This window comes from Allokutzneria sp. NRRL B-24872 (assembly GCF_002155965.1).
In the GTDB taxonomy this organism is placed as follows: Bacteria; Actinomycetota; Actinomycetes; order Mycobacteriales; family Pseudonocardiaceae; genus Allokutzneria.
Genome location: NZ_MUMH01000008.1, coordinates 1 through 25,064 on the forward strand (window position 1 = coordinate 1; position 25,064 = coordinate 25,064).

26 protein-coding genes, 4 tRNA genes and 1 pseudogene are annotated in these 25,064 nt (G+C 69.4%); 6 read left to right on the forward strand and 25 right to left on the reverse strand.

Features of this window, described 5'->3' with window-relative positions:
- From CCN37_RS38800 to rplJ, 13 genes and pseudogenes are all read right to left on the reverse strand, one after another.
- A pseudogene (locus CCN37_RS38800) lies at window positions 1–190 on the reverse strand (hypothetical protein); the annotation flags it as partial.
- On the reverse strand, window positions 187–717 hold the full coding sequence (locus CCN37_RS01685) for a hypothetical protein (RefSeq protein WP_086818827.1): 531 nt from the start codon (window positions 715–717) through the stop codon (window positions 187–189). The gene CCN37_RS01685 and the pseudogene CCN37_RS38800, both read right to left, overlap by 4 nt.
- Window positions 718–747: 30 nt before the next feature.
- A complete protein-coding gene (locus tag CCN37_RS01690; RefSeq protein ID WP_086818828.1) occupies window positions 748–2,010 on the reverse strand; it encodes an MCE family protein in 1,263 nt (420 codons plus the stop codon).
- Complete coding sequence (locus CCN37_RS01695; RefSeq protein ID WP_086818829.1) at window positions 2,011–3,180, reverse strand: MCE family protein; 1,170 nt, start codon at window positions 3,178–3,180, stop codon at window positions 2,011–2,013.
- Window positions 3,177–4,415, reverse strand: a complete 1,239-nt coding sequence (locus tag CCN37_RS01700; RefSeq protein WP_086818830.1) for an MCE family protein — start codon at window positions 4,413–4,415, stop codon at window positions 3,177–3,179. The genes CCN37_RS01695 and CCN37_RS01700 overlap by 4 nt, the downstream gene beginning before the upstream one ends.
- Entirely contained in the window at window positions 4,412–5,395 is a 984-nt protein-coding gene (locus CCN37_RS01705) for an MCE family protein (protein ID WP_086818831.1), read from the reverse strand. Before CCN37_RS01705 ends, CCN37_RS01700 begins: the two co-directional genes overlap by 4 nt.
- Window positions 5,392–6,414: an MCE family protein gene (locus tag CCN37_RS01710; RefSeq protein WP_086818832.1), complete on the reverse strand. Its 1,023-nt coding sequence runs from the start codon at window positions 6,412–6,414 to the stop codon at window positions 5,392–5,394. The genes CCN37_RS01705 and CCN37_RS01710 overlap by 4 nt, the downstream gene beginning before the upstream one ends.
- Window positions 6,411–7,775 (reverse strand): MCE family protein, encoded by a 1,365-nt coding sequence (locus CCN37_RS01715; protein ID WP_086818833.1) that lies wholly within the window; start codon window positions 7,773–7,775, stop codon window positions 6,411–6,413. Before CCN37_RS01715 ends, CCN37_RS01710 begins: the two co-directional genes overlap by 4 nt.
- Window positions 7,772–8,560 (reverse strand): ABC transporter permease, encoded by a 789-nt coding sequence (locus CCN37_RS01720; RefSeq protein WP_052406952.1) that lies wholly within the window; start codon window positions 8,558–8,560, stop codon window positions 7,772–7,774. The genes CCN37_RS01715 and CCN37_RS01720 overlap by 4 nt, the downstream gene beginning before the upstream one ends.
- Before the next feature lie 49 nt (window positions 8,561–8,609).
- Window positions 8,610–9,398, reverse strand: coding sequence for an ABC transporter permease (locus tag CCN37_RS01725; RefSeq protein ID WP_086818834.1), 789 nt, complete (start codon window positions 9,396–9,398; stop codon window positions 8,610–8,612).
- Window positions 9,395–10,549 (reverse strand): ABC transporter ATP-binding protein, encoded by a 1,155-nt coding sequence (locus tag CCN37_RS01730; RefSeq protein ID WP_086818835.1) that lies wholly within the window; start codon window positions 10,547–10,549, stop codon window positions 9,395–9,397. The genes CCN37_RS01725 and CCN37_RS01730 overlap by 4 nt, the downstream gene beginning before the upstream one ends.
- A gap of 228 nt (window positions 10,550–10,777) precedes the next feature.
- Window positions 10,778–11,164, reverse strand: coding sequence for a 50S ribosomal protein L7/L12 (gene rplL, locus CCN37_RS01735; RefSeq protein WP_086818836.1), 387 nt, complete (start codon window positions 11,162–11,164; stop codon window positions 10,778–10,780).
- A gap of 69 nt (window positions 11,165–11,233) precedes the next feature.
- On the reverse strand, window positions 11,234–11,779 hold the full coding sequence (gene rplJ, locus CCN37_RS01740; RefSeq protein ID WP_086818837.1) for a 50S ribosomal protein L10: 546 nt from the start codon (window positions 11,777–11,779) through the stop codon (window positions 11,234–11,236).
- 352 nt (window positions 11,780–12,131) lie between these two features.
- Between rplJ and CCN37_RS01745 the strand changes: the two genes are divergently transcribed.
- Window positions 12,132–13,025: a hypothetical protein gene (locus CCN37_RS01745; protein ID WP_143261363.1), complete on the forward strand. Its 894-nt coding sequence runs from the start codon at window positions 12,132–12,134 to the stop codon at window positions 13,023–13,025.
- A 77-nt stretch (window positions 13,026–13,102) separates the two neighbouring features.
- On the opposite strand, the gene rplA is transcribed toward CCN37_RS01745, so the two are convergent.
- The 4 genes from rplA to CCN37_RS01765 form a co-directional block, all read right to left on the reverse strand.
- Complete coding sequence (gene rplA, locus CCN37_RS01750) at window positions 13,103–13,819, reverse strand: 50S ribosomal protein L1 (RefSeq protein ID WP_086818839.1); 717 nt, start codon at window positions 13,817–13,819, stop codon at window positions 13,103–13,105.
- Window positions 13,820–13,905: 86 nt separating this feature from the next.
- On the reverse strand, window positions 13,906–14,712 hold the full coding sequence (nusG, locus tag CCN37_RS01755; RefSeq protein ID WP_086818840.1) for a transcription termination/antitermination protein NusG: 807 nt from the start codon (window positions 14,710–14,712) through the stop codon (window positions 13,906–13,908).
- Window positions 14,713–14,907: 195 nt separating this feature from the next.
- A complete protein-coding gene (gene secE / locus CCN37_RS01760) occupies window positions 14,908–15,303 on the reverse strand; it encodes a preprotein translocase subunit SecE (protein ID WP_086818841.1) in 396 nt (131 codons plus the stop codon).
- Window positions 15,304–15,339: 36 nt separating this feature from the next.
- A tRNA-Trp gene (locus CCN37_RS01765) sits at window positions 15,340–15,412 on the reverse strand.
- A gap of 193 nt (window positions 15,413–15,605) precedes the next feature.
- On the opposite strand from CCN37_RS01765, the gene CCN37_RS01770 reads away from it, so the two are divergent.
- Complete coding sequence (locus tag CCN37_RS01770; protein WP_086818842.1) at window positions 15,606–16,859, forward strand: pyridoxal phosphate-dependent aminotransferase; 1,254 nt, start codon at window positions 15,606–15,608, stop codon at window positions 16,857–16,859.
- 86 nt (window positions 16,860–16,945) lie between these two features.
- Here the strand turns inward: CCN37_RS01770 and CCN37_RS01775 are convergent, their stop codons facing one another.
- The 6 genes from CCN37_RS01775 to CCN37_RS01800 form a co-directional block, all read right to left on the reverse strand.
- Entirely contained in the window at window positions 16,946–17,383 is a 438-nt protein-coding gene (locus tag CCN37_RS01775; RefSeq protein WP_086818843.1) for a MaoC/PaaZ C-terminal domain-containing protein, read from the reverse strand.
- On the reverse strand, window positions 17,380–17,853 hold the full coding sequence (locus tag CCN37_RS01780) for a MaoC family dehydratase N-terminal domain-containing protein (protein WP_086818844.1): 474 nt from the start codon (window positions 17,851–17,853) through the stop codon (window positions 17,380–17,382). The genes CCN37_RS01775 and CCN37_RS01780 overlap by 4 nt, the downstream gene beginning before the upstream one ends.
- Window positions 17,854–17,950: 97 nt before the next feature.
- Window positions 17,951–18,115 (reverse strand): 50S ribosomal protein L33, encoded by a 165-nt coding sequence (gene rpmG, locus CCN37_RS01785; RefSeq protein WP_086818845.1) that lies wholly within the window; start codon window positions 18,113–18,115, stop codon window positions 17,951–17,953.
- Window positions 18,116–18,328: 213 nt separating this feature from the next.
- Window positions 18,329–18,401: transfer RNA gene (locus CCN37_RS01790), tRNA-Met, on the reverse strand.
- Window positions 18,402–18,479: 78 nt separating this feature from the next.
- Window positions 18,480–18,552, reverse strand: a tRNA-Thr gene (locus CCN37_RS01795).
- A 68-nt stretch (window positions 18,553–18,620) separates the two neighbouring features.
- Window positions 18,621–21,257 (reverse strand): bifunctional diguanylate cyclase/phosphodiesterase, encoded by a 2,637-nt coding sequence (locus tag CCN37_RS01800; RefSeq protein WP_086818846.1) that lies wholly within the window; start codon window positions 21,255–21,257, stop codon window positions 18,621–18,623.
- A gap of 381 nt (window positions 21,258–21,638) precedes the next feature.
- Here CCN37_RS01800 and CCN37_RS01805 point away from each other — a divergent pair, with 381 nt between their 5' ends.
- The gene (locus CCN37_RS01805) at window positions 21,639–22,028 is read left to right on the forward strand and encodes an SSI family serine proteinase inhibitor (RefSeq protein ID WP_086818847.1); all 390 of its coding nucleotides are present in this window, start codon (window positions 21,639–21,641) and stop codon (window positions 22,026–22,028) included.
- Between the two features lie 179 nt (window positions 22,029–22,207).
- The gene (locus CCN37_RS01810) at window positions 22,208–22,492 is read left to right on the forward strand and encodes a hypothetical protein (protein ID WP_086818848.1); all 285 of its coding nucleotides are present in this window, start codon (window positions 22,208–22,210) and stop codon (window positions 22,490–22,492) included.
- An 84-nt stretch (window positions 22,493–22,576) separates the two neighbouring features.
- On the opposite strand, the gene CCN37_RS01815 is transcribed toward CCN37_RS01810, so the two are convergent.
- Window positions 22,577–22,657, reverse strand: a tRNA-Tyr gene (locus CCN37_RS01815).
- Between the two features lie 129 nt (window positions 22,658–22,786).
- Between CCN37_RS01815 and CCN37_RS01820 the strand changes: the two genes are divergently transcribed.
- The gene (locus tag CCN37_RS01820) at window positions 22,787–23,278 is read left to right on the forward strand and encodes a YajQ family cyclic di-GMP-binding protein (RefSeq protein ID WP_086818857.1); all 492 of its coding nucleotides are present in this window, start codon (window positions 22,787–22,789) and stop codon (window positions 23,276–23,278) included.
- On the forward strand, window positions 23,278–24,159 hold the full coding sequence (gene rfbA, locus CCN37_RS01825) for a glucose-1-phosphate thymidylyltransferase RfbA (RefSeq protein WP_086818858.1): 882 nt from the start codon (window positions 23,278–23,280) through the stop codon (window positions 24,157–24,159). Before CCN37_RS01820 ends, rfbA begins: the two co-directional genes overlap by 1 nt.
- A gap of 15 nt (window positions 24,160–24,174) precedes the next feature.
- On the opposite strand, the gene htpX is transcribed toward rfbA, so the two are convergent.
- Complete coding sequence (gene htpX / locus CCN37_RS01830; protein ID WP_086818849.1) at window positions 24,175–25,053, reverse strand: zinc metalloprotease HtpX; 879 nt, start codon at window positions 25,051–25,053, stop codon at window positions 24,175–24,177.
- Window positions 25,054–25,064: the final 11 nt, after the last annotated feature.

Genomic DNA, 25,064 nt, shown 5'->3' on the forward strand with positions numbered 1-25,064 from the left:
TCGGGGCGGGCCGCTTCGCGCGCGGCTCGGGCTTCGTCGGCGAGTCGATCACCGGCGGTGCGACGGTCTCCTCTTCCTCCACCATGGGTTCCACGACGGGCGCGGGGCTCGGCTCGGGGCGGTTCCTGCTGCCAGCGACGTGCCGCGTGCGCGGGGTCTGCGTGGGGCGGGAGCGGCGGGGCGGGGTCACGAGGCACCTCCGGCCTGCACCTTGATCGGGGCGAGCGCGTTGAGCTTCCAGCCGGTGTCGGTCTTCGTCAGCTCGGCGAGGAAGCGGAACCGCAGCGGCACCGCGGGCTGGTCGGCGAGGCTGACCATGCGCTCGACGACGCTCATCACGGTCGCCTTGCCCGCGCGGACGTCGAGCGAGGTCACGGCCGCGTCGAGCACCTTGGCGGTGGTGACCTGCTTGAGCTGTTCCAGCTCCTTGCGGGCCTTGTCCTTGTCCGCGACGACGCCCTCCTGGAGCGAGCCGGTGGAGGCCTCCTGCCAGCGCGCGATCATCGCGTCGAAGTTGCGGTAGTCGAGGGTGTTGAAGTTGACGATCGCCTGCTGGCCGACGGTGGCGACCTGCTCGCGCTGCTCGGCGAACTCGACCGACTCGTCACCGGAGAGCCTCAGCCACCCCACGCCGAACCAGGCCGCTGCCAGCACCGCCGCGGCTGCGAGGCCCGCGGTGGTCCACAGCACCACGCGTCGCGGCTGCTTGTCGTCCATGTCGCTCCAGGGTAGGCGGGTGATGCGTGCTCAGCCGGGCAGGCCGAACAGCTGGCCGAGGCTGGTGGGGCCGGTGAGCCCGGTCGGTCTGAGCAGGTCGAGGAGGCTGCCGGGCTGCTGGAGGACCTGCGTAGACGGCACGCCTCCGGTGCCCGGGCCCGGTGCGGGCGGCGGCGACACGGGTTTGCCGCCGTAGGGCGCGTTCTGCGCGCCGCGCACGGTGACGGGACTGCCGGGGCCCTCCGCGCAGTACGCCTGCGTGTTGAGCGGAGCGGCACCGGTGTCACCTCCCGTGCGACGCTTGGTCTTCTCGTAGCCCTTCACGCAGGCGGGCGGGTCGAAGAAGTTCAGCGCCAGCCCGAAGTGCGCGGTGCCGTCGTTGGGCACGACGGTGAACGTGCCGCCGACCACCATCGGGTAGGTCACCAGCAGCTGCTCGATGCCGTCCTTGCGCGGCAGCGCCACATTGGCCGTGGTGAGCAGGTTCGCGATCGTCTCCGACAGGCTCTGGCCGGACTCCCTGATCAGCCCGCTCGCCTGCTGCGCGGCCCCGGGGGCTGCGGTGATCAGGTTGCGCAGGTCGGGGTCGGAGGTCTTGAGCTGGTCGGCGATCAGGCGCAGGTCGCGGCTGAAGTCGGTGATCGCGGATCCCTTGGCGGCCTGCGTGTCCAGGACGGTGCGGCCGTCGCGGAGCAGCTGCAACGTCTGCGGCAGGTGGCGAACGGCGTCGCTGGTGAACGAGCGCGCGGTGTCGATGAGGCGCTGGAGGTCGGGGCCGCGCCCGTCGAAGGCGGTGCCGAGCTCGTCGACCACCGTGCGCAGGGACTCGGTCGGCACCGACGACGCGAGGCTGTCGAGGTTGCCCAGCAACGACTGCACGGGCAGCGGGGTCTTGGCCTGCTCGCGGCGGATCACCGCGCCCTCGGCGAGGAACGGGCCCTGGTCGGACTTCGGGCGCAGGTCCACGTACTGCTCGCCGACCGCCGAGCGGTTGGTGACCACGGCCTCGACGTCGGTGGGGATCGGCGCGGCGGAGGTGTCGATGTCCAGCTGCACCTCGACGCCGTCCGCGGTCAGGCGCAGCGGGCCGACACGGCCCACGGCGACACCACGGTAGGTGACCTCGGCGTTGGTGAAGATGCCGCCGGCGTCGGCCAGCTCCATCGTCACGACGTAGCCGCGCGGGCCGAAGAGGCGGTCCAGCCCGGCGTAGCGCGCGCCCGCGTAGCTCACGCCGACCAGCGCGATCAGCACGAAGCCGATGAGCTGGAGTCTTGCCCTGCGGGTCAACATCTAGCGCCCACCCCCGAGGAGTCCACCGAGCAGGCCGCCGAGGATGCCGCCGTTTCCGGGCTGCGGCTGCTGCGACGGGATCGGCAGTTGCAGCGGGAGCCTGGGCAGCGGGTTGGGGTCGGCCGGGCGCCCGCCGTCGAGCCCCGGGATCGGCAGCTGGATCAGCGGCTGCCGCGACCGGCCGAGGTTGTCCAGGATGTTGCCCAGGTCGAGGTCGAGCTTGGCGTAGAGGTTGGTGTAGTCGCCCTTCACGCCCGCGACCGCCGCGTCCGGGAACGGGAAGGTCAGCAGCAGCTCGAAGGACTTCGGCAGGTTGGTGCCCGCCTCGGCCAGCTTCTTCAGCGTCGGGGTGAGCGCCTTGAGGTCGGCGACGAGGTCGTTCTTGCTGCGGTTGACCACGTCGGTGGCGACGCCGGAGAGCTTGTCGAGCCCCTTGAGCATCCCGACCAGCTGTTCGCGCTGCTCGGAGAGGACCTTCACGCCCGGCGCGAGGTCCTTGAGCGCGGTCTCGATGTTGCCGCGCTGACCGGCGAGCGTCGCGGACAACCGGTTCACGCCGTCGAGCGCCCTGGTGATCTCACCGCGGTGCCCGTCGAGGTCCTTCACGAGCGTGTTCACGTTGCCCAGCAAGGAACGCAGCTGCGGCTCGTTGCCGGTCATCGCGGCGTTGAGCTCCTTGGTGATGTCCTGGAGCTTGGCCACACCGCCGCCGTTGAGCAGCATCGACAGCGCGCCGAAGACCTCTTCGACCTCGGGGTTGCGGTTGGTGCGCTCGATCGGGATCTGCGCACCGTTGGCGAGCCTGCCGGTCTCGCGGCCCTTCGGCGGCGCGGCCAGCTCGACGAACTTCTCCCCCAGCAGGCTCGACTGGCGCAGGCGAGCGTCGGCGTTGGCCGGGAGCACGACATCGCCGTTGACCGACACCGTGACCAGCGCGGTCCAGCCGTCCGGGGCCAGCTCCACGCCCTCGACCCGGCCGACCGGGACGTCGTTGACCTTCACCGACGCTTGCGGGACCAGGTCGAGCACGTCCCGGAACTGCACTTTGACCTGGTACGGACGGTCACCGAGGTCCGCCCCGCCGGGCAGCGGAACGTTGTAGAGCCCGCCGAAACCACAGCCGCTGAGGCACAGCAGCGCGACGGCGACGAGGGCGATCCTGCGCTTCACCGGCCACCTCCCGCAGGCGGCTGGGCGGGCGTCGCCGGCGTGCCACCGCCGCTGCCGCCCGCGGACGGGGAGAGCAGCGGCACCGGCAGCGAGGGTGCGCGGCCCTGCTGGAGGGCTTGGATGACCTCGGCGATGCTCGGCAGCTTCGCGACGCCGTTGACCACCGGGGCGAGCTTGTCGCAGGTGTCGGCGAGCAGCTGCGGGAGCTGCTTGGGCGTGGTCTGCCGGACCAGCTTGCAGATCATCACGATCGGCGGCTCGGTCAGCTCGTTGAGGTGTGCCCGCACGTCCAGCGTTCCGGACGAGCCGTTGTAGGAGTTCTGGAGGTTGCCGAGCGCGAGCGGCCCGACGTCGAGCACTTCGGCGAGCGCGGCGCGCTGGTCGACGAGGACCTTGGTGATACCGCTCAGTTTGTCCACATTGGACTTGAGCTTGTCCCTGTTGTCCTTGATGAACCCGTCGACGGCGGTGAGCGCCGACGCCAGCTCGCGCAGCGACGCGCCCAGGTTCTGCCGTTCCTCCGCGAGGAGCTTGCTGACGTCGGCGAGCTGATCGGTGAACCGCCGCACCTGGCCGTCGTTCTCGGACAGCATCGAGGTGAACTTCTGCAGCCCGTCGACGGTGCCGAACAGGTCCTCGCGCGAGCCGGAGAGCGTTTCCGTTGCGGCGCCGAGGTTTCTGATGGTGTCGCCGAGCTTCTTCCCGTTGCCGTCGAGGTTCTTGGCCGCGGTGTCCAGCAGGTCCGACAGCGCCCCGTTCGCGTTGGCGCCCTTGGGGCCCAGGGCCGTCGTGAGCTTGTCCAGGCTCGCGTAGACCTCGTCGAGTTCGACCGGCGTCGCGGTGCGCTCGCGCGGGATCACCGCGCCGTCGCCCAGCTTGTCGCCGCCGGTGTACGCGGGCGCGAGCTGGACGTAACGGTCGCTGACGACGGCCGGGTTGACCACGAGAGCCTGCGCGGCCGCCGGGACGTCCACGTCGTCGTCCACGAGGAAGTCGACCTTCACCACCCGGCCCTGCGGCTCGACCTTCACGATCTCGCCGACGCGGACACCGAGCACCCGGACGTCGCCGCCCGCGTAGATCCCGACGCCTGCCGAGAAGTACGCGGTGACGCGTTTCCCCGGCGCACGAAGGAAAACAAACCAGATGCCCGCAGTGACGACCAGCGCGACGACGCACAGGAACGCGATGAGGCGGGCGAGGTTGTCGCTCAACTTGGCGGCGGAAGTGCTCATGGGCGGCACCCCTCCGGGTTGATCGGGCCGATCGACGGCGGGAGCAGGCCGCAGATGTAGGTGTCGAACCAGCGGCCGTTGCCGAGGGTGTTGGCGAAGACGCGGACGAACGGCGCCATCAGCTGGATGCTCTTGCCCAGGCTCTCCTGGTTGCGGTCGAGCATCGTCGTGACGCGCTCCAGCTGCTCCAGCGCGGGCCGCAACTGCGCCTTGTTGTCCGCCACCAGGCCCTTCAGCTCTGCCGCGAGCTTCTGCGTCCCGGTCAGCAGGTTCTTGATGGCGTCACGCCGCTTGCGGATCTCCTCGAGCAGCTTGTTGCCGTCGCCGAGCAGCTTCTCGAACTCCGCGTTGCGGTCGGAGACGGTCTTGCTGATCTTGTTGGTGTTGCGCAGCAACGTGGCCAGCTGCTGGTCCCGCGTGGAGATCGTGCGCGACAGCGCGGACAGCCCGTCGAGCGCGCCCCTGACCTCACCGGGGGTGTCGCGGAAGGTGTCGGAGACGACGCGGAAGCTCTTCGCCAGCTGCTCGGTGTCGATCTCGGTGAGCGTGCTGGCCAGCCCGGTGAACGCCTCGGTGACGTCGTAGGGGGCGATGGTGCGCTCGCGCGGGATCGCCTGGCTCGGCCGCAGTTCCTGCTCGCCCTGCGGGTCCAGCGAGAGGAACTTCTGCCCCAGCAAGGTCTTGATCTTGATCGCGGCGGAGGTGCGGTCGCCCACCCAGGTGTCGCTGACGCGGAAGGACACCAGCACGTGGTCGCCCTCCAGCTCGACACCGGTGACCTTGCCGACCTTCACCCCGGCCACGCGCACCTCGTCGCCGTCGCGCAGTCCCCCGGCCTCGGAGAAGTGCGCGCGGTAGGAGGTGCCGCCGCCGATGATCGGCAGGTCCTCGGCGAAGAACGCGGCCAGCAGGCCGAGCAGGATCACCAGCAGCCCGGAGGCGCCGACGGTGACGGGGTTGCGCTCGCGGAAGGGCTTCACGGGCGGCACCTCGGCTGCGTCGGCGGCAGGACCGGCACGGCGAGCTTGCCGACAACGGGCAACGCGACCTCACCGGAGGCCCCGCACAGGAAGAAGTTGAACCACGAGCCGTAGGTCGCGGTGCGGGAGATCGTCTCCAGCTTGTTCGGCATGCGCTGGAGCACGCCCTCGACGACGTCGTTGCTGTCGGCCAGGTTCTTGGCCACCTTGCCCAGCTCGGCGATGTCGGTGCGCAGCGGAGCACGCACGTCGGTCAGCAGCCCGGCCGTGGTGCCGGTGAGGTCGGCGAGCGCGCTCACCGCCGCGCCGATCGGTTCGCGGTCCTTCGCGAGCCCGGAAACCAACTGCTGCAAGGAGATCACGAGTCCGGAGAGCTGCGTGTCACGCTGGTTCACGGTGCCGAGCACGGTGTTGAGGTTGCCGATGACATCGCCGATCACCTTGTCCTTGCTGGCGATCGTGGACGTCAGCGAGGCGGTGTGCGCCAGCAGGCTCTGCACCGTGCCACCTTCGCCCTGGAGCACTTGGACGATCTCGTAGGACAACTTGTTCACATCGGCCGGGTTGAGCGCCTGGAACAGCGGCTTGAAGCCGTTGAACAACGTGGTCAGGTCGAGCGCGGGACGCGTGCGCTCCACCGGGATCGTCGCCCCCTCGGCAAGCTCCCCCGTGCCGCCCACGCCGCGGTCCAACGCGATGTAGCGCTGGCCGACCAGGTTGCGGTACTTGATGGTCGCGGTGACCGACTCGGGCAGTTTCTTGCCCGTGGTGACGGTGAAGCGCACCTCGGCGAGCCTGCGGTCGACGACGCTGACCTCGCGCACCTCGCCGACCCTGACCCCCGCGACGCGCACGTCATCGCCCTCGTTGACCGAGGTGACGTCGGTGAACCTGGCGCTGTACTCAGTGGCTCCGCGCAGGTCCACGTTGGCGATCGTGATGGCCAGCAACGCGGTCGCGAGCACGGTGACGGTGGCGAAGATGATCAGCTTCGTCAGCGGTCCGGCGAGTCCCCTCACTTCAGCGTCACCTCCGCCCCTCTGAACATCGGTCCGAGCAGGATGCTGCCCCACCCCGGCACCTGCTGCGGCGAGCGCCCCATGGACGGGGCCAGCAGCGCGGAGATGTAGCGCTGCTCAGCCGGGGAGTTCGCCAGCCCCAGCTCCTGTCCGCGCGCCGCCGCGCTCGCGGAGGCCGGGATGACGTTGCCGTTCTCGTCGATCTCGCCGGTGGGCAGCAGCCCGTCACTGGCGTTGCGCGGCGGCGTGGGCGGCTTCGACCCGTCCTTCACCGGCCCCTCCGGCGGGTACTGCGGGAACGGCTCCGGCCTGGGTTGGATGTCGTAGCAACGCGGTCCGCGCTTGTCGGCGTACTCCGGCTCGTCCTGGTTCGGCACGTACTTCCCGCGGTTGGCGGTGATCTCCAGGGTGATGTGCAGGCCGGGCTCGTTGGTGCCCTGCCCGAAGGCCTTGCTCAGCCTCGGTTGCAGCTCGGCGAGGCTCTTGAGCAGGCAGGGGTATTCCGGCGCGTACTTGCCCAGCAGCTCCAACAGCGGCCTGCTCGACTTCGCGACGCCGATGATGTTGTTGCGGTTGGCGGAGAGGAAGCCGCCGAGGTCCGCCGTCGCCCCGTCGACCGTGCTGTACAGCGTCTGAAGGTTCTCGCGCTGCTCCACCACGGTCTTGCTCGTGACGGTGAGGTCCGCGAGCGTTTGGAGCAGGTCGGGCGCGGCCTTGTCGTAGACCGCGCTGACGTCGGCGAGCTTGCTGATGTCCGCCTTGAGATCCGGCAGTGCGGGGTTCAGCTGCCGCACGAGGTCGTTGAGCTCCACAAGGGATTCGCCGAGCGGCTTTCCCCTGCCCTGCAAGGCAGTCGCGAGCGATCCGAGCGTGCTCGCGAGCTTCTGCGGCTGCACGGCCTGGAGCACGGGCATGAGGTTGGACAGCACGCGCTCCAGCTCCATCGCCGAGCTCGACGTGTCCTGCGCGATCACGTCCCCGGCCGCGAGGTGCGCACCGCCGGCCCGATCCGGTGGCACCAGCGCGACGTAGCGCTCGCCGAAGAGCGTCTTGGGCAGCAGGCGCGCCGTGACCCCGCGCGGGATGATGTCGATCTTGTCGCGGTGCAGGGCCAGCTCCAGCTCGGCGCCGTCGCCCCGGCTGCTGATCCGCCTGACCTCGCCGACGAGGACCCCGTGCACCTTCACATCGGACTCGGTGAGCAGCTGGTTCCCCGCGCGGTCGGTGCGCAGCGACACGACCACGTCCGAGCTGAACGCGTTGCGGTAGATCGCGACGGTCAGCGTCAGGAACAGCGCGATGATCGCCAGCAGGGCCACTCCGAGCAGCCGCTGGCGGACCTTCGACAGTGAGCCCCTCATCCGACGATCCTCACCGTCGTCGTGGTGCCCCAGATCGCCAGGCTGAGGAAGAAGTCCAGCAACGCCGTGGTGACGATCGCCGTGCGCACGGCCCTGCCGACCGCGACGCCCACGCCCGCCGGGCCGCCGGAGGCGCGGTAGCCGTAGTAGCAGTGGGTCATGATGATCACCACGCTGAAGACCAGGACCTTCAGGAACGACCACAGCACGTCTTCCGGTGGCAGGAAGAGGTTGAAGTAGTGGTCGTAGGTGCCCGCCGACTGCCCGTAGAAGTTCACCGTGACCGTGCGCGCGGCCACGTACGAGGTGAGCAGGCCGATCACGTACAGCGGGATCACCGCGACGAAGCCGGAGATGATCCGCGTGGTGACCAGGTAGGGCAGGCTCGGGATGCCCATGACCTCCAGGGCGTCGATCTCCTCGGAGATCCGCATCGCGCCGAGCTGCGCGGTGAACCCGGAGCCGACCGTCGCCGACAGCGCCAGGCCCGCGACCAGCGGAGCGATCTCGCGGGTGTTGAAGTACGCCGAGATGAACCCGGCGAAGGCCGAGGTGCCGATCTGGTTCAGCGCCGCGTAGCCCTGGAGCCCGACCACGGTGCCGGTGAACAGGGTCAGCCCGATCATCACGCCGATGGTGCCGCCGATGACCGCGAGCGCCCCGCTGCCGAAGCTCACCTCGGCCAGCAGCCGCAACGTCTCCCTGGTGTAGCGGCGCAGCGCCCTCGGCACCCACGCCAGCGCTCGCAGGTAGAACCACATCTGGTCGCCGAGCTGGTCCAGCATGGCCAGTGGCCGGTTCGCCACCCTCTTCGCACGGTCGGAGATGCTCACGTCACATCCCCTTCGCCGGGACGAGCTGGAGGTACAGCGTCGTCAGCACGAAGTTCACGAAGAACAGCAGCAGGAACGTGATCACCACGGCCTGGTTCACCGCGTCGCCGACGCCCTTGGGACCGCCCTTCGGGTTCAGCCCGCGATAGGCCGCGACGATGCCCGCGATGAAGCCGAAGATCACCGCCTTGATCTCGCTGATCCACAGGTCCGGCAGCTGCGCCAAGGCGGAGAAGCTGGCCAAGTACGCGCCCGGTGTCCCGTCTTGCAGGATCACGTTGAAGAAGTAGCCGCCGAGCACGCCCACCACGCTGACCATGCCGTTGAGCAGCAACGCGACCAGCATCGCGGCGAGCACTCTCGGCACGACCAGGCGCTGGATCGGCGAGACGCCCAGCACCTCCATGGCGTCGATCTCGTCGCGGATCTTGCGCGAGCCCAGGTCCGCGCAGATCGCCGAGCCGCCCGCGCCCGCGATGAGCAGCGCGGTGACGATCGGGCTGGCCTGCTGGATCACCGCGAGCACGCTCGCCGCGCCGGTGAACGACTGCGCGCCGAGCTGCCTGGTCAGCGACCCGAGCTGGAGCGCGATCACCGCGCCGAACGGGATGGCCACCAGCGCGGTCGGCAGGATCGTGACGCTGGCGATGAACCAGCACTGCTGGATGAACTCGCGCACCTGGAACGGCCGCTTGAACACGGCCCTGGTGGTGTCCAGGCCCAATGCGAACATCCGGCCGGTCTCCCGCAGCGCTCCGGCTCCGGGGAAGGACGGGCCCGCCTGGGTCATGTCCGCTCACCCCGATCCCAGCCGATGTCCTGAGGAGCGTTGCGCGGGTACGGGGTCGGCCGCGAGTCGAACGAAGTCGGCAGCGGGATCGGCTGAGTCTGGTCCGGGTGCTGCTGTGCTGGCGCCGTCGCCGCGTAGAAGCCGTACCGCGCGCGCTCCTCGTCGGAGAGGCTGTCGATGATCGCCTCACGCGCGATGGGCGGCAGCGTGTGCAGGATGCTCATCACCCGCTGTTTCCTGCGCTCCGCCGCGAGCCGCACGGGCAGGCCCGGCGAGGGCTGGATCTGCGGCACGATGCCCGTTCCCCCACCGCCCTTCGGCCCGCCGAGCACGTCCATCCCGCCGTTGGCCCGCAGCTCCGCGAGCTCGGCGGCGGCCTGTGCCGCGTCCTTCTCCTCGCTCATCCCGATCGGGCCCTGCCTGCGGCCGTTGAGGAACTGCTCCACGACGGGCTCGGTCGAGGTCAGCAGCACCTCGCGCGGGCCGAACATGACCAGTTCGCGGCGGAACAGCATGCCGATGTTGTCCGGGACCGTGCGCGCGGTGCCGATGTCGTGGGTGACGATCAGGAAGGTGGCGTCGATCTGCGCGTTCAGGTCGACGATCAGCTGGTTGAGGTAGGCGACGCGGACCGGGTCCAGGCCGGAGTCCGGCTCGTCGAACAGGATGATCTCCGGGTCGAGCACCAGGGCGCGGGCCAGGCCGGCGCGCTTGCGCATGCCGCCGGAGATCTCGCCCGGCAGCTTCTTCTCGGCCCCGATGAGGCCGACCATCTCCATCTTCTCCAGCACGATCCGCCGGACTTCGGCCTCGGTCTTGCGGGTGTGCTCGCGCAGCGGGAAGGCGATGTTGTCGAAGAGGCTCATCGACCCGAACAGCGCGCCGTCCTGGAACAGCACGCCGAAGAGCTTGCGGGTCTCGTAGAGCTTGTGCTCGGAGCAGCGGCAGATGTCGACGCCGTTGATCACGACCTTGCCGCGCTCCGGGCGCAGCAGGCCGACCAAGGACTTCAGGAACACCGACTTCCCGGTGCCCGACGGCCCCAGCAGAACGCTGATCTCCCCTGGCGGGAGGTTCAGCGTGACGTCCTGCCAGATGGTCTGTTTCCCGAAGGACTTGGACAAGCCCTCGACGACCACCTCGACGCCCATCGCACCTCCTGCTCGTCACCGCTTCCCCGGGGTGAGGGGAAACATGAAAGCAGACGCCGCGGCGATCGGCGTCACATCCGGTCAACGAGACTGTCCGCCGGAAGTTACTGCCGAGTTCGACTGGTGGTCACGGCTGGATAACGGGCCGGGAACGACAGTGGGGCAGGTCCTGCGAACAGGACCTGCCCCACTGCGGCAGTTCTCACCAGCGGCGCTAGGCCGCCATGATCACTTGATGGAGACGGCGGCGCCGGCGGCGACCAGCTTCTCCTTGGCGGCCTCGGCGGCCTCCTTGTTGACGCCCTCGAGGATGGGCTTCGGCGCGCCCTCGACGAGCTCCTTGGCCTCCTTGAGGCCCAGGCCGGTGACGACCTCGCGGACGACCTTGATGACCTGGATCTTCTTGTCACCCGCGGAGTCGAGGATGACGTTGAACTCGGTCTGCTCCTCGGCGGCCTCGGCGCCGGCAGCGGCACCCGGGGCAGCGGCGATCGCGACCGGCGCGGCGGCGGTGACCTCGAACTTGTCCTCGAACGCCTTCACGAACTCGGAGAGCTCGAGCAGGGTCATCTCACCGAAAACGTCCAACAGCTCGTCGGTGCTGAGCTTCGCCATGGTGGCGGTTTCCTTTCCTTACGTGCGCCGTTGGTGTTGCTACGCGCGGGCGCGGAATGTGGGGGTTGGTCAGCTCTCGTCCGCAGGAGCGGCGTCGCCGGCGGCGGCGCGCTTGTCCTGCAGTGCGGCTGCCAGGCGGGCCACCTGCGAGGCCGGGGCGGCGAACAGCCCGGCGGCCTTGGTGAGGTTGCCCTTCATCGCGCCCGCCAGCTTGGCGAGCAGGACCTCACGGGAGTCGAGGTCCGCGATCTGGTTGACCTCGTCGACGGACAAGGGACGGCCATCCATGTAGCCGCCCTTGATGACAAGGGCCTTGTGCTCCTTCGCGAAGGTCCGGATCGCCTTCGCGGCGTCCACCGGCTCACCCTTGACAAAGGCGATCGCGGTGGGGCCGACGAGCAGGTCGTCCAGGCCCTCGAAGCCCGCCTCCGAGGCGGCGCGCTTGACGAGGGTGTTCTTCGCGACGGTGTACGCCACGCCGTCGCCGAGGGCGCGCCGCAGCTCGGTGAGCTGCGCCATGGAAAGCCCTCGGTACTCGGTGACGACCGCAGCCGAGCTGCCACGGAACCTGTCCGCGATCTCGGCGACGGCCTCAACCTTTCCAGGCTTTGCCATGGTCGCCTCCTCTCTGCTTCTTCGTCTCAATCCACAGCGAAGAGCGCGGACCGGGGGGTCCACGCCGGATTCAGGCTGGGAGAAACGAAAGAAGCCCCGGCGCAAGGGCACGGGGCTAGGAGATCCAGCACGCGCGAACGTGCCAAAAAGTCGCCTCGTCCTCCTGCGCGGGCGCCCTCCCGGGCCTTAGTCCTCACCCGCCCGGGAGCGGGGGAGATAACCAGCGGTCTTCGGTGGAACGACAGCCAGCCTACGTCAAGCCCCCGCACGCACCCAAATCGGGGTCTAGTGCCCCGTCGGCTACCGGCCCCGCACCCGCTACCGGCACGATGGACGGCAACAGGAGGTGACCGTGTCGCAACCGAACCAGCTTCCCCCGTCACGGGAGAACCCGAGCCCGCCGAAGGGTCCCAGCGGCAAACCAGTCCTCGCATGGTTCACCCAGCGCCGACTGATCGGGTTGAGCCTCGCGATCACGTCGCTGGTGCTCTGGCCGTTCACCGAGTGGTCGTGGTGGCCTCTTGCGGGCGCACTCGCATTCGGCTTCCTCGTCCGCATCCTGCGACTGGATCAACTGCTCCCGGGTTGGTCGGGCATCGCGACCCTGGCCGTCGCCGCCGTGTGGCTGGTGAACATCACGACCGGCTGGAGCTGGGCCATCCTTCTCGGCCTGCTCGTACTGGCCCTCGGGGTACCGAGGCTGCCGAGGTTCGAGCTGCTGATCATCGGCGTGGTCCTCGTGGTCGTGGGAGCCGTCGGCGCGATCTGGTGGCGCATCGGCGACGAACAGGTGCGGGCGGAGCAGCGCGCCCAGGATTCGGCGTTCCTGCGGGTCAGTGGTTTGCCTCCGACACCGGTACGAGCGCTGCGGGCGCTGCTCGCCTACATCGGCAAGAACGACCCGGGCAACGGCCATCCCGAGGCACCAGGAGGCGCGTGCGGTCTGCTCTCCCCCGTTGCCCGTGCCGAGTTCGCATCGGCCAACAACGCTCCCGATTGCACGTCGGCGGTGCGCCTGCTCGCAGGGAAGGTCACCGATCCGTTGCGCTATCCGAAGGTCATCGAGAATCAAGTGAAGACCAAGGAGACCGGGATCTCCGCCAGCCTGGATGCGTGCCAACTCTCCTGGGAACCCCCGATGAACAGCGCACCCGCAGGTGATCCGGGGCCACAGCTCGGCCGACTGGAACTCCAGAAGCAGATGAACGCCGGTTGGTTGATCATGTCTTACAAGACGTCCTGCTAGCGCTCTTCAGGGCCGAAACAGCGAAAAGGCGGTCGTCCCCGTGGGGCGACCGCCTTTTCGGCGTCAGTGCGCGGGTGTCAGGCGGAGGCCTCGTCCGTCAGCAGCGCGCGGGTGCGGTTCGGGTCGACCGGGATGCCGGGGCCCGTGGTGGTGCTGAAGGTGACCTTCTTGATGTAGCGGCCCTTCGCGGCGGACGGCTTGGCCCGCAGGATCTCGTCGAGGGCGGCGGCGTAGTTCTCCACCAGCTTCTCGGTGTCGAAGGAGGACTTGCCGATCACCAGGTGCAGGTTGGCCTGCTTGTCGACGCGGAAGTTGATCTTTCCGCCCTTGATCTCGTTGACGGCCTTGGTCACGTCGGGGGTGACGGTGCCGGTCTTGGGGTTCGGCATGAGGCCGCGCGGGCCGAGCACGCGGGCGATGCGACCGACCTTGGCCATCTGGTCCGGGGTGGCGATGGCAGCGTCGAAGTCCAGCCAGCCGCCCTGGATGCGGGCGATCAGCTCGTCCGAGCCCACGGCGTCGGCACCGGCGGCCTCGGCCTCGGCGGCCTTGTCACCGACGGCGAAGACGATGACGCGGGCGGTCTTGCCGGTGCCGTGCGGCAGGTTCACGGTGCCGCGGACCATCTGGTCGGCCTTGCGCGGGTCGACACCCAGGCGCATGGCGACCTCGACGGTGGCGTCCATCTTGGTGGAGGCGGTGTCCTTGGCCAAGCCGACCGCCTGCAGCGGCGAGTACAGCTTGTCCTTGTCGATCTTGGTGGACGCCTCGCGGTAAGCCTTGCTGCGCTTCATGTTCTGTCCTCGGTTCTGGATCAGTAGTGGTACGAGCCGCGCTGGCTCTCCCACGCTTTCTTCTGTGGAACGACCGGCCGAGCCGGTCAGATCTTGGAGACCTGGGTGAAGGAGAGCTCGACCGGGGTCTCCCGGCCGAAGATCGACACCAGCACCTTGAGCTTCTGCGCGTCCGGGCTGACCTCGCTGATGGTGGCGGGCAGCGTGGCGAACGGGCCGTCCATGACGGTGACGGACTCGCCGACCTCGAAGTCCACCTCGATGGTGGGCTTGGCGACGCTGGCGGCGGCCTTCTTGCCGGGCTCCGCGGCGGCCTTGTCCTTCTCCACCTGCGGGGCGAGGAACTTGAAGACCTCGTCCAGGGTCAGCGGCGAGGGCTTGGAGGTCGCGCCGACGAAGCCGGTGACGCCGGGGGTGTTGCGCACCGCGCTCCACGAGGCGTCGTTGAGCTCCATCCGGACCAGGATGTAGCCGGGCAGCACCTTGCGCTGCACCTGCTTGCGCTGGCCGTTCTTGATCTCGGTGACCTCCTCGGTCGGCACCTCGACCTGGAAGATGAAGTCCTCCATGTCGAGGGTCCCGATCCGGGTCTCGAGGTTCGCCTTGACCTTGTTCTCGTAGCCGGCGTAGGAGTGCACGACGTACCAGTCACCGGGCGCGTGGCGCAGGGCCTCGCGCAGCTCGGCGACGGGGTCCTCGACGGGCTCGTCGACGTCCTCCGCCGACTCCTCAGACTCGTCGGTGTCCGCGGTGTCCACGTCGCCGACGGGGTCGCCTGCGGAGTCCTCGCCAACCGGTTCGACGTGCTCGGAGTCACCGTCGCTGGTCGCGGCGGCGTGCACCTGCTCGTCGGACAGGTCGGCCAGCTCCTGGCCGCCGTCGGTGGAGGTCACAGTCGGTCTCGCTTCCTCTCGTACGTCGCGGGTCCGACCGAAGGGGTCCGACCGGCCGGCCCGGAATCCGGGCCGGGGCGACGACATGGTCTGTACACGCCTCGCCCGCACTGGGTTCCCTGTGCAGGTTCCCCGCAGTCCCCGCGGTGCGCCACCCGAGCGCGCCGCGCGTCCGGCGACCGGTGAGACCCGGTCCTAGCCGAACAGCCAGAGGACGCCCTGCGCGAAGGCGACGTCCAGGCCCGCGACCAGCCCCACCATGAAGGCGACGAAGACCAGCACCACGGCGGTGTAGGTCACCAGCTGCTTGCGCGTCGGCCAGATGACCTTGCGGAGTTCTGCGACGACCTCGCGGAGGAACCGGCCGAAGCGCTTGAAGGGGTTGCCCTTCTTCTGCTGCTCCTGGCGGTCGCGGGAGGGCGTCGGCTTGCCCTTGACGTCCCCGCTCGCGGAGGCACCCTCGGACCGCTTGGCCGCACGGCGCGAGGCCGGACGCGCGGAGCCGCGGCGCTCACGCCGCGCCGCAGCGGTAACCGGACGGGAGGTGTCGTCAGACCCTTCCGACCGTTCCTGCTCGCTGCGCTCACTCACGCGAACTCCTCGCTTTGCTGACCGACTGCGTCGACGCAGGGGCGACAGGACTTGAACCTGCAACCTGCGGTTTTGGAGACCGCTGCTCTGCCAATTGAGCTACGCCCCTTCGTGATCGCCTTGGCACACCGCGATCACGTTCGGGAAGCGTACTGCACCGTGTCGCCTGACTCGCGAGCAGGTGCCAGCAACGCTTCCGAACGTCGAGTCTAGGGCACACCCGCCCCCGGACTCCAACCGGTTGCCCGCCCACGGGGTGGGCGGCGTGAAAAGCGCTGACCGCCGCGTGCCACGATTCCCCCATGGCTGCCTCCGACGCACCTACCGTCACCAGCGACTCCGTCTCCCCCGCCGCCCGACGCCGCGTGTCCGCCCGAGTGGGCGGGATCGCCGAGTCGGCCACCCTCGCCGTGGACGCCAAGGCCAAGGCGCTCAAGGCCGCAGGCCGCCCCGTGATCGGCTTCGGCGCCGGTGAGCCCGACTTCCCCACGCCCGCCCCGATCGTCGAGGCCGCGGCCGCCGCCTGCGCCGAGGCGCGCAACCACCGCTACACCCCGGCCGCCGGTCTTCCCGAACTGCGCGAGGCCGTCGCGGCCAAGACCGCACGCGACACCGGCTACCAGGTCAAGCCCGGCCAGGTGCTGATCACCAACGGTGGCAAGCAGGCCGTCTACCAGGCCTTCGCAACGATCGTCGACCCGGGCGACGAGGTGCTGCTACCCGCTCCGTACTGGACCACCTACCCGGAGGCGATCGGCCTCGCCGGCGGTGTCCCGGTGGAGGTCCAGTCCGACGAGACCACCGGCTACCTGGTGACCGTCGAGCAGCTGGAGGCGGCGCGCACGCCGAAGACGAAGGTGCTGCTGTTCTGCTCGCCGTCGAACCCGACCGGCGCGGTCTACCCGCGCGAGCAGGTCGAGGCGATCGGCCGCTGGGCGGTGGAGCACGGGATCTGGGTCATCACCGACGAGATCTACGAGCACCTGACCTACGACGGCGCCGAGGCCGTGTCCATGCCGGTCGTGGTGCCCGAGCTGGCCGACACCTGCATCGTGGTGAACGGCGTCGCCAAGACCTACGCGATGACCGGCTGGCGGGTCGGCTGGCTGATCGGGCCGAACGACGTGATCAAGGCCGCGTCGAACTACCAGTCGCACCTGACCTCCAACGTCTGCAACGTGGCGCAGCGCGCGGCGCTCGCGGCGGTCTCCGGTTCGCTGGAGGCGGTCGCGGACATGCGCTCGGCCTTCGACCGGCGCAGGCAGACCATCGTGAAGATGCTCTCGGAGATCCCGGGTGTGAACTGCCCCACCCCGGAGGGCGCGTTCTACGTGTACCCCTCGGTGAAGGGCTTGCTGGGCAAGGAGATCCGGGGTGTGCGCGCGAACACCAGCGTCGAGCTGGCCGCGCTCGTGCTGGAGCACGCCGAGGTCGCCGTGGTGCCCGGTGAGGCCTTCGGCACGCCCGGCTACTTCCGCCTGTCCTACGCCCTCGGCGACGAGGACCTGGTGACCGGTGTGACGCGGATGGCGGAGCTGCTCCGCGAGGCCCGCTAGCACCGCGGGAACCAGCGCAGAACGCAGAAAGGCCGTTCCGCTCCCCCTGTGGAGCCGGAACGGCCTTTCGCGTGTGTGCGGCCGGATCAGGCCAGGCGCACGATGGCGTAGCAGCGGCCGAAGATCAGCTGCCCCTCGCACTTGGCGTAGACGTCCACCCGCGCGGTGCCGTCGTCGTTGACCAGGCCGACCTTGGCGGTGACGTCGATGGTGGTGCCCGCCTCGTCGTCGGGGACGACGACCGGGCGGCCGAAGCGGGCCTGGTAGTCGATGACCGCGGCCGGGTCGCCGACCCAGTCGGTGACGATCCTGGCGACCATGCCCATGGTGAGCAGGCCGTGCGCGATGACGCCGGGCAGCCCGGCCTCCTTGGCGCGCTTGTCGCTGTGGTGGATGAAGTTGCAGTCGCTGGAGATGCCCGAGTACCTGATCAGGTCCCTGCGGGTGACCTTCAGGGTCAGCGGGGGCAGCTGGTCGCCCTTGGTGACCCCCGACGCGGGGCGGAGTCCGGTCGTGGTGCTCATGCGTCCTTCCCTTCACCGAGGCCGATGCCGTCGCCGCGGACGATCAGGGTGGCGATGACGGTGCCCACCTTCTCGCCCTCCTCGGTCGCGAACTCCGACCGCAGGATCAGGTAGTCGTTGCCCGCGCGGCTGGTGAGGTCGTCGACGTGGGCGGTGGTGGTGAGCCGGTCCCCCGGTCGCACCGGCCGGTGCAGGGTGAAGCGCTGGGCGCCGTGCACCATCCGGCTGTAGTCCAGTCCCAGGTCGGGGTCATCGGTCACGACGTGGTGCGACCGGGTCGCCAGCACGCTCAGGAACGTCGGCGAGGCGACGGAGTCGGGGTGCCCGATCGCCTTGGCGGCCTCGGGGTCCCGGTACACGGGGTTCACGTCGCTGACGGCGTAGGCGAACTCGATGATGTTCTGCCTGCCGACCTCGTAGATCCACGGCAGCCGGTACGAACGACCGACGAAAGACTTGTTTAGCGCCACGGAGGTGCAGATTACCCGGTGAACGACAACTGCCCCGCACTCCGGCGGGGCAGTTGGCCAAGGCTGTGAGGCAGACCGCAGTGACGCGGTCGACGGGTCAGCGGGTCTCCTTGTGAGCCCGGTGCGTCCCGCAGTTGGGGCAGAACTTCTTGACCTCGAGGCGGTCGGGGTCGTTCCGCCGGTTCTTGCGGGTGATGTAGTTGCGGTGCTTGCACTCCTCGCACGCCAACGTGATCTTGGGGCGAACGTCAGTCGCGGCCACGGCGCGCCTCTCTCTCCATCAGTACATCCCCACAAGCAGCAGGGTGGTCCTCAACAACTCAACCCGACAAACGTGACCGTCCGCAGTTGGCGACCACCCGAGCCGGGGGTCCAGGGGGCAGGCCCCCTGGCGGGGTCTGGGGGCTGGGCCCCCAGTGTGATGGCGAATCAGGCCAGGTCCGCGATTTCCGCGAACAAGGCTCAACCACCTGAGTAGCGGTGGCCGGACTTGAACCGGCGACACAGCGATTATGAGCCGCTTGCTCTACCACCTGAGCTACACCGCTTCGCACGACTCGCGCCGTACTTATTACGTGAGTAAGCCGCGCTGCCAGCTGAACTGAGCATCGCGGCTATCCTCATCGAGCCCCAAAACGGAATCGAACCGTTGACCTTCTCCTTACCATGGAGACACTCTACCGACTGAGCTATTGGGGCGAGCTGTTCTCGGTGAAGCAAGATGAACCTTACACAACCCCGGCGCAGCAACAAAATCGGGGGGTCCCTCAGCGCACCAGAGTGAGCACCATCTCGTCGTGACGGCCCCTGGCGCGGATGGTGCGAGCCCGCAACCAGGCCTCGAAGCGGTCCTCGGCCAGCGGTCGGGAGATCAGGTAGCCCTGGGCGATGTCGCAGCCCATGCCCACGAGCTGCTCCCGCGCCGCGTCGTCCTCGACGCCCTCGGCGACCACGGTGAGGCCGAGCGAGTGCCCCAGTTCGACGATGGAGCGCACCACGGCCATGTCGCCGAGGTCGGTGCCCATGCCGAGCACGAAGCTCTTGTCGATCTTCACCTCGTCCACCGGGAGCTGGCGGAGGTAGGCGAGCGAGGAGTAGCCGGTGCCGAAGTCGTCGACGGCGAGCACGACACCGAGCGCGTGCAGCCTGCGCAGCACCGGGAGCGAGCGCTCCGGGTCGGCCATCACGCCGGACTCGGTGAGCTCGAAGGTGAGCAGCCTCGGCGGCACGTCGTGGCGGCGCAGCGCGTCCGCGACGCGGTCGGGGAAGGTCTCGTCGGCGAGGTTGCGCACGGACAGGTTCACCGCGGCGGAGAGCCGCAGTCCCCTGTCCAGCCACTGCCGCACGCGGACCAGCGAGCACTCCATGACGAAGCCGGTGAGCGCGTCGACGAGGCCGGTGGCCTCGACCGCGGGCACGAACTCGTCGGGGTCCAGCGGGCCGTACTCCGGGTGCCGCCAGCGGACCAGGGCCTCGACGCCGACGACCTCGCGGCTCGGCAGCGCGACCTTGGGCTGGTAGTGCACGGAGACCTGGCCGCTGTCCAGCGCGTGCCGGAACTGGGTGACGAGTTCGAAGCGGCGCTTGAACATCTGGCCCATCGCGGGCGCGTACGCGCGGACCGAGTCGTCGCCCGCCTTGGCCAGGCGCACGGCGACATCCGCGCGCTGGATGAGGGTGTCGACGTCGAGTTCGGGCTCGCCGTCCTCCTCGGTGGTCAGCACGTAGCCGACCACGGCGCTGGCCTCAACGGTCAGCCGGTCCACCGGGTAGGGCGCGGCGACCTGGGCGCGGAGCTTGGCGGAGAGCCGGTGCGCCTCGTCGGCGTCGCAATCGATCAGCAGGGCCGCGAACGCCCCGCCTTCGAGCCGGGCGAGCGGGACGTCGGGCCCGAACGCCTCGCGCAGCCGCCTGCCCGCGGCGACGACCATGCGGTCGCCCCACGCGTGCCCGAGCGCGTCGCTGACCGTGGAGAGCACGTCGAGGTCGATGCGCAGCACCACGGAGTTCGGGTGGGTCCGCAGCCGTTCGGCGGCCGCCTCGCGGAAGCCGGGCCGGTTGAGCAGCCCGGTCAGCGGGTCGTGGTAGGCGTCGTGGCGGAGTCTGGCCAGCAGACGGCGGTTGTCCATCGCGGTGGCGAGGTGGCTCGCGAGCGTCCTGAGCAGTCGCACGTCCGCCCGGCCGAAGCCGCGCCAGCGGCTGAGCCGGTCGTGCGCCTCCACCGCGCCGAGGAGCTGGTTGGCGCCGCGCAGGGGGACGACGAGCGCTTCGTGCGCGCCGCGGCGGGCCAGCGCCTCGCGGACGTCCTCCGGGGCGTCGACCGTGCGGAAGTAGCGGACGTGCGCGCCGGGCAGCTGGAGCATCGGGTCGTCACGCAGGCCGAGGGAGTCGTCCTTCGGGGCGTCCTCCGGCAACGGCTCCCCCGCGACGAGCGAGCGGACTCCGGCGGGTGCGTCCGGTCGCAGGTGGAGCACCACGCGCGCGGCGTTGAGCTGCTCGCGGATGCGCTCGGCGATCTGCTGCCACTCCTCGTTGGCGCTGTCCGCGTGGATCTCGTCCGGCTCGCCGGTCGGTCTGCTCGCGGCCTGCTGGCCGGAGCGCGCGACGGTGAGGCTGACGTCGCTGAGGGCTTCGAGGTCGCGCTGCTCGCGCAGGAGGCCGGAGTAGGCGCGGTAGAGCAGGACGAGCGCGACCGAGACGAGCACCAGGAGCACCCAGCCCCAGGGACCGCGCGTGCTGACCTCGTAGCCGACGAGCCCGACGGAGGTGTTGAGCAGGCCGACGACCAGGGTGCGCAGGCCGAGCCGCACCGCGCCGCCGATGCGCAGCTCGCCGCCGAGGACGTGCACCGCGGCGAGCGCGAAGGCCACGCTGACCATGGGCGAGGCCACGGTGCCCGCGACCGCGCCGAGCCAGTTCGGGCCGCTGGTCACGGCCGTGGAGACCAGGTGGGCGATGCTGAACGGGACCGCGATCTCCAGGCACATCACGCCGGCGTTGTAGACGACGTGGTCGCCGCCCCTGCGGCTGAGCTGGGCGCCGAGACCGGCGAGCAGGTGGGCTCCGAGCACGACCTCGAACGGCGCGGTGAGCAGGCCGAGCACGAGGGGGATCTCGGTGAAGGAGATGGTCCAGCCGACGGTGCGGACGTCGACGTCGATGGTCAGCTGCTCGGCGAGCAGGAACCCGAGCACCAGCAGCGGGCCGATCCAGAGCAGCTCGGGGCCGAAGTCCGCGCGCAGCCAGCTGCCGACTCCCGCCGTCGCGAGGACGCCGACGAGCAGGACGAGCCAGGAGAAGCGGGCGAAGGTCCGCCCACGCGCCGCCGGATCGCCGGAGAGCCCCAGTGGTCGCGGCGCGTCCGGGGAGGACTCCGGGTCCAACGGGCGGCGACGATCGGACATCCACCCTCCTCAACGCGTTGCCGCAAACGGGCAACCCACGGTGCCTGCCGATCGTGACCGACCGGGGGCGTCTTGACCAGAGCGTCCGGAGGTCGACTTCACCCCAACAGGGGAAAGCCGCCGGGTGAACATGGACGCGGAAAGGGACCCTCATCAACCATCAGGGCCCCTTTCACCTGCAACTATACCCCCGCAGGGGTAACGGTTACCCGGTCGAGTTGCCTACTCCCCCGACACAGAGTGATCACGGGATGATCTCGGCCACAGCACGTGGCGGTCACCGGCGCGGGTGTTACCCACCGGTCCGCCCGGCCGGGCGCGCGCGGCGGAGGTACACCGGGACCAACCGGACATCTCGCTCCGGAGGTCCCAGGAGGAGTCATGAGAACCGCTCGCGCGTTGTTCACCGCCACCGTGGCGGCCGTCGCGGCGGCCACCGTTCTGTCGGCGCCCGCTTCGGCATCGGAGGGGCAGGACAGCACCCTGGAGCTGATGCTCGTGCACGGCGACCAGGTCCGCAGGACGACGCTGACCTGCCAGCCGCACGGCGGCACCCACCCCAACGGCCCGGCCGCCTGCGCGGACCTGCAGCAGGCACAGGGCAATTTCGCCAACCTGCCCGGCGCGAAGGACAAGAGCTGCACCATGGAGTACAACCCGGTGGACGCGAAGGCCATGGGCACCTGGCGGGGCGCCCCGGTGGAGTTCAACCGGCACTTCGGCAACCCGTGCACCGTCAACGCGGCAATGGGCCCCGTCTTCCGCTTCTAGTCCGCGCACGACAAGCCCCCGTGACCGCGACAGTCGGTGACGGGGGTTTCCTTTGTTGAATACGCTTGACCTGGGCCTTCACCTGGTCGAACTTCTGCTTGTTATTCGCCCGAGAATTCCATCGGCAAACAAGGAGATTCATGTCCAGGCTAACGCGAGCGATTGTTTCATTGGGGGCGATGTCCGTTCTCGTCGGCGGTTTCGTCGGCGTCGGCAGCGCGACGGCCGTCGGTGCGCAGCGGTCCGTGCTGGACTGCGGCGGAAACCCGAAATCGCCGAACGGCGCGGCAGGGTCCTGCACGGGTGTCCCCAGGACGTGGCAGTACCGGATCTACGTCAGGTGCGGCAACGAGAACTACAAGAACGCGGGCGCGTGGAAGAACAACCGTGAGTACAGCACCGCGTGGTGCAACTGGGACGACGAGCGCCGCACCTGGGGTTTTGAGGAGAGGTACATCGGCTGACCGACCGGGCAGCGCGACTTCCTGGCAGCACGACAGAGCCCCCGCGACCGGTCTTGGCTGGTCACGGGGGCTCTGTGCTGCGAGTGGCGGGTAGAGGATTCGAACCTCTGAAGCTTTCGCGACGGATTTACAGTCCGCTCCCATTGGCCGCTCGGGCAACCCGCCCCGCTCGCAGGAGAGAGCTTACATAGTGGGCGCCGGGCGATCGGGAGGGGGGCCACCCGGTAGCGTCTTGGGGCGCGGGTGCGTGTTCGGACGGGCGCGCACAACCCTCTGAGCTGGAAGGACTTCGACGTGGCAGACCCCTCGTTCGACGTGGTGAGCAAGGTCGAGCACCAGGAGGTGGACAACGCGCTGAACCAGGCGGCCAAGGAGCTGTCCACCCGGTTCGACTTCCGGGGCACCGGCTCGGAGATCACCTGGGCCGGCGAGGAGGCCATCGCCATCCAGTCCGAGACCGAGGAGCGCTGCCTCGCCGCGATCGACGTGTTCAAGGAGAAGCTGATCAAGCGCGGCATCTCGCTGAAGGCGTTCGAGGTCGGTGAGCCCGCGATCTCCGGGAAGATCTTCAAGGTCACCGGAAAGATCATCCAGGGCATCGAGGCGGACAAGGCGAAGAAGATCGCCAAGACCATCCGCGACGAGGGCCCCAAGGGCGTTCAGGCGCAGATCCAGGGCGAGCAGCTGCGGGTCAGCGGCAAGAAGCGGGACCACCTGCAGGAGGTCATCGCCCTGCTCAAGGACAAGGACTTCGGCATCGCCCTTCAGTTCACCAACTACCGGTGATGAAGGGGATCGTCCTGGCCGGGGGCAGCGGCACCCGCCTGCACCCGATCACGCAGGCGGTGTCCAAGCAGCTGCTCCCGGTCTACGACAAGCCGATGATCTACTACCCGCTGTCCACGCTGATGCTGGCGGGCATCCGGGAGATCCTGATCATCTCCACCCCGACCGATCTGCCGATGTTCCAGCGGCTGCTCGGGGACGGCTCGCAGTTCGGGCTGGACCTGCGCTACGCGGAGCAGGCGGCGCCGAACGGGCTGGCCGAGGCGTTCGTGATCGGCGCGGACTTCGTTGGCGAGGACCCGGTCGCGCTGGTGCTCGGCGACAACATCTTCTACGGCCAGGGCTTCTCCTCCCAGCTCCAGCAGCTGGTCGCCGACCTGGACGGCTGCGTGCTGTTCGGCTACCGGGTCAAGGACCCGCAGCGCTACGGCGTCGGCGAGGTGGACGCCGAGGGCAGGCTCGTCTCGATCGAGGAGAAGCCGGAGGTCCCGAAGTCCAACAAGGCGATCACCGGGCTGTACTTCTACGACAACCAGGTCGTGGAGATCGCCAAGGGGCTCAAGCCGTCCAAGCGCGGCGAGCTGGAGATCACCGACGTCAACCAGACCTACGTCCGGCAGGGCAACGCGCGCCTGGTCGATCTGAGCCGCGGTTTCGCGTGGCTGGACACGGGCACGCACGACTCGCTGCTGCAGGCGGGGCAGTTCGTCCAGGTCCTGGAGACGCGGCAGGGCGTGCGCATCGCGTGTCTTGAGGAGATCGCGCTGCGGATGGGCTTCATCGACGCCCAGCAGTGCTTCGCGCTCGGCGAGAAGCTGGCGAAGTCCGGCTACGGCGAGTACGTGATGGAGGTCGCGCGGGCGGCGGGCGCTTCCGGCTGAACCACAACGCCTGGGTCACCAGCCGGGGGGCTGCTGCCTGCCCGCCATCTCCTCCAGCCTGCGCACCCGGTCGGCGATCGGCGGGTGGGTGGAGAACAGCCTGGACATGCCGTCGCCCGGCCGGAACGGGTTGGCGATCATCAGGTGCGACTGGGAGACCAGCCGCGGCTCCGGCGCGAGCGGGGCGAGCTGCGTGCCGATCTCCAGCTTGCGCAGCGCCGAGGCGAGCGCGAGCGGGTCGCCGGTGAGGTGCGCGCCGGTCTCGTCGGCCTGGTACTCCCTGGACCGGCTGACCGCGAGCTGCACGATGCTCGCCGCGATCGGCCCGAGCACCGCGATCAGCAGCAGCGCGATCGGGTTGGGCCGGTCCTCCTCGTCCCCGCCGCCGAAGAGGCCGGCGAACAGCGCGATGTTGGCGAGGAAGGTCACGACGCTGGCCAGCGCTCCCGCGACGCAGGAGATCAGGATGTCGCGGTTGTAGACGTGGGCCAGTTCGTGGCCCAGCACCGCGCGCAGCTCGCGCTCGTCCAGCAGCTCCAGGATTCCAGTGGTGCAGCACACCGCGGCGTGCCTGGGGTTGCGGCCGGTGGCGAAGGCGTTGGGCGCCTCGGTCGGGCTGAGGTAGAGCCGGGGCATGGGCTGGCGCGCGGACGTGGCCAGCTCGCGGACGATGCGGTACATCGCGGGCTGCTCGGCCTGGGACACCGGGCGGGCGTGCATGGCGCGCAGCGCGAGCTTGTCGGAGCTGAAGTAGGCGTAGGCGTTCACGCCGAGCGCCACGACGAGCGCGAGCACCAGCCATCCGCCGCCGAAGAGCGCGCCGACCAGCAGGATCAGCGCGCTGAGCCCGCCGAGCAGCAGCGCGGTCCTCAGCCCGTTGTAGTGCCTGTGCACGTCGCTCAACC